This window comes from Fischerella muscicola PCC 7414 (genome assembly GCF_000317205.1).
Taxonomy (GTDB): domain Bacteria; phylum Cyanobacteriota; class Cyanobacteriia; order Cyanobacteriales; family Nostocaceae; genus Fischerella; species Fischerella muscicola.
Genome location: NZ_AJLK01000211.1, coordinates 1 through 3,233, shown reverse-complemented (window position 1 = coordinate 3,233; position 3,233 = coordinate 1). Strand labels below are relative to the sequence as shown.

The 3,233-nt window shown below is 51.7% G+C and carries 2 rRNA genes; both read right to left on the bottom strand.

Going from position 1 to position 3,233, the window contains the following annotated elements:
- Nucleotides 1-117: ribosomal RNA gene (gene rrf, locus UYI_RS0131240) — 5S ribosomal RNA — on the bottom strand; the annotation flags it as partial.
- A 128-nt stretch (nucleotides 118-245) separates the two neighbouring features.
- A 23S ribosomal RNA gene (locus UYI_RS0131235) occupies nucleotides 246-3,075 on the bottom strand.
- Nucleotides 3,076-3,233: the final 158 nt, after the last annotated feature.

Here is a 3,233-nt window from a genome sequence, read left to right as displayed (position 1 = left end):
CCTGGCATCGAGCTATTTTGACAGGAGGCGACCCTCCAACTATCGTCGCCGCAGCAGCGTTTCACAACTGAGTTCGGGAAGGGTTCAGAGTGGTTCCACCGCGCTATAGACACCAGGAAAAGATTGTAGGTGTTTGTTGTTTGTTGGTGGTTGGTTGTGAACAACAGCAAACAACAAACAACCATCAACAGTGAACAAAACCCTGAAGACTGCATAGAATGTTGAAGCGAAACAATGTAAAAGGTGAGGTCAAGCCCTCGGTCTGTTAGTACTCCTAAGCTAAATACATTACTGCACTTACACTGAGAGCCTATAAACAGGTGTTCTACCTGTGACCTTACTGGATTATTCCATGAGAGTACTCATCTTGAGGTGGGCTTCCCACTTAGATGCTTTCAGCGGTTATCCGCTCCGCACATGGCTACCCAGCGTCTACTGTTGGCACAATAACTGGTACACCAGCGGTGCGTCCTTCCCGGTCCTCTCGTACTAAGGAAGGCTCCTCTCAATACTCTTACGCCTGCACCGGATATGGACCGAACTGTCTCACGACGTTCTGAACCCAGCTCACGTACCGCTTTAATGGGCGAACAGCCCAACCCTTGGGACGTACTTCCGCCCCAGGTTGCGATGAGCCGACATCGAGGTGCCAAACCTCCCCGTCGATGTGGACTCTTGGGGGAGATCAGCCTGTTATCCCTAGAGTAACTTTTATCCGTTGAGCGACGGCCATTCCACGCTGCGCCGTCGGATCACTAAGGCCTAGTTTCCTACCTGCTCCACTTGTTGGTGTTGCAGTCAAGCTCCCTTTATGCCTTTACACTCGTCGCACGGTTTCCAAGCGTGCTGAGGGAACCTTTGCGCGCCTCCGTTATCTTTTAGGAGGCGACCGCCCCAGTCAAACTGCCCGCCTGAAACTGTCTCCCGACCGGGTCACGGTCGCGGGTTAGAATCCTAGCTGAACTAGAGTGGTATCTCACCGTTGGCTCCGCATCCCCCACAAGGAATGCCTCAACGCCTCCCACCTATCCTGCGCAAGCTCAGCCCGGACACCATTCCAGGTTACAGTAAAGCTTCATAGGGTCTTTCTGTCCAGGTGCAGGTAGTCCGTATCTTCACAGACAATCCTATTTCGCCGAGTCTCTCTCCGAGACACCATCCAGATCGTTACGCCTTTCGTGCGGGTCGGAACTTACCCGACAAGGAATTTCGCTACCTTAGGACCGTTATAGTTACGGCCGCCGTTCACCGGGGCTTCGGTCGTCAGCTTTAGGGTTGCCCCCTGACCAACTTCCTTAACCTTCCGGCACTGGGCAGGCGTCAGCCCCCATACATGCTCTTACGAGTTTGCGGAGACCTGTGTTTTTGGTAAACAGTCGCCTGGATCTCTTCACTGCGACCCACTGCTGAGGTGGGCACCCCTTCTTCCGAAGTTACGGGGCCATTTTGCCGAGTTCCTTAGAGAGAGTTATCTCGCGCCCCTTGGTATTCTCAACCTCCCCACCTGTGTCGGTTTCGGGTACGGGTAAAGTATGCTCAACACATTACTAGCTTTTCTTGACACTCATTTCGACTACCCGGAGTTCGTAAACTCCTCCCAATCCAGTTAGGGTGTAGTCCCCACTTGTGCGTCCCTAGTAATGCTCCCATACCTTAGTCAGGGATTGTTGACCCTGTGTCCATCGACTACGCCGTTCGGCCTCGCCTTAGGTCCCGACTAACCCAGAGTGGACGAACCTGGCTCTGGAACCCTTGGGGTTTCGGGGCATTGGATTCTCACCAATGTTTGCGCTACTCAAGCCGACATTCTCACTTCTATACAGTCCACACCTGCTTGCCGCTAGTGCTTCTTCCCATATAGAACGCTCCCCTACCGATTACAACTAAATGTAATCCCACAGCTTCGGTACATCGCTTAGTCCCGTTCATTTTCGGCGCAGGAGCGCTTGACCAGTGAGCTATTACGCACTCTTTCAAGGGTGGCTGCTTCTAGGCAAACCTCCTGGTTGTCTATGCACTCCCACCTCCTTTGCCACTTAGCGATGATTTGGGGACCTTAGCTGGTGGTCTGGGCTGTTTCCCTCTTGACGATGAAGCTTATCCCCCACCGTCTGTCTGGCTGTGTCTTCCTCGGGTATTCTGAGTTTATCTCGATTTGGTACCGCTCTCGCAGCCCGCACCGAAATAGTGCTTTACCCCCCGAGTTTCACCACAACCGCTGCGCCTCAACACATTTCGGGGAGAACCAGCTAGCTCCTGGTTCGATTGGCATTTCACCCCTAACCACAACTCATCCGCCGATTTTTCAACATCGGTCGGTGCGGACCTCCACTTGGTGTTACCCAAGCTTCATCCTGGTCATGGTTAGATCACCAGGGTTCGGGTCTATAAACACTGATTCACGCCCTCTTCAGACTCGCTTTCGCTTTGGCTTCGTGATTTTCACTTAACCTACCAGTGCCTATAACTCGCCGGCTCATTCTTCAACAGGCACGCGGTCATCCGTTTAATCAGACTCCCACTGCTTGTAGGCTTGCGGTTTCATGTTCTTTTTCACTCCCCTTATTGGGGTTCTTTTCACCTTTCCCTCGCGGTACTGTTTCACTATCGGTCACACAGGAGTATTTAGCCTTACCGGGTGGTCCCGGCTGATTCACATGGGATTTCACGTGCCCCATGCTACTCGGGATTCAGCTACTATCTTCAAGTTTTCGACTACAAGACTTTCACTTTCTCTGGTGCATCTTTTCAATGCTTCGTCTAACTCTACGATTTGCTCATGCTGTCCCACTACCCCAACAAGCTTCGCTCGTTGGTTTAGGCTCTTCCCCGTTCGCTCACCACTACTTGGAGAATCTCGTTTGATTTCTTTTCCTCGGGCTACTAAGATGTTTCAGTTCGCCCGGTTCGCTCTTACCTATCTATATATTCAATAGGCAGTTCTTGGGGTTCCCCCATTCGGACATCTCCGGCTCTTAGCTTGCTTCCAACTCCCCGGAGCTTTTCGTTGGTAACCACGTCCTTCTTCGCCTCTGTGTGCCTAGGTATCCTCCGCAAGCCCTTAGTTGCTTGACCACTCTGTCACATTGGTGTCTGTTCACTTCTCAGTTGCCTGTTCACACTTTTCAGTAAAAAACTGATTACTGTTCACTTTTGACTGATAACTGACTACCTACTTTTCGCTTCTCTATGCAGTTTTCAAGGTTCTGGCTGGATACTTCACCCAGCAGTCT